Annotated in this window: 1 protein-coding gene; it reads right to left on the reverse strand. The window is 67.5% G+C overall.

What is annotated here, in order from left to right:
* Positions 1–346: Bug family tripartite tricarboxylate transporter substrate binding protein (locus tag AC1DCP_RS26505; protein WP_476774886.1), on the reverse strand; the 346-nt coding region annotated here is incomplete at its 3' end.
* Positions 347–427 lie beyond the last annotated feature (81 nt).

The raw sequence follows: 427 nt of genomic DNA on the forward strand, positions 1-427 counted from the left end.
GCATCTTGGGGTACAGGCTCACGTTGATGGCGTGCGAGCTGATGGTGCCGCCGAGCAGCGTGTAGCCGTCCGGCGCGGCCTTGGACACGTAGTCCGAACCGATATTGCCGCCGGCGCCGGCGCGGTTTYCCACCACCACCGACTGGCCGAGCACCTGCGACAGCCGCTGGCCGATCAGTCGGCCGAGCAGGTCCGTGGKGCCGCCCGCCGCGAATGGCACGACGTAGTTGATCGGCTTGCTGGGGTACTGGTCGGCGGACTGGGCTTGCGCCAGTGGGGCCGCCGCCATGCATCCAAGGCAAAGCACGGCCAGGGCCGGCCGCATCAATCGATGAGGGAAGGACATTGCATGGTCTCCTGTTTTCGCGAGCATTGTTATGGGACGGCCGGGATGGCCGTCAGGTGTCGCGGGCGGGCGCGCTGTCAT

It is taken from the genome of Agrobacterium sp. 10T429 (genome assembly GCF_056393925.1).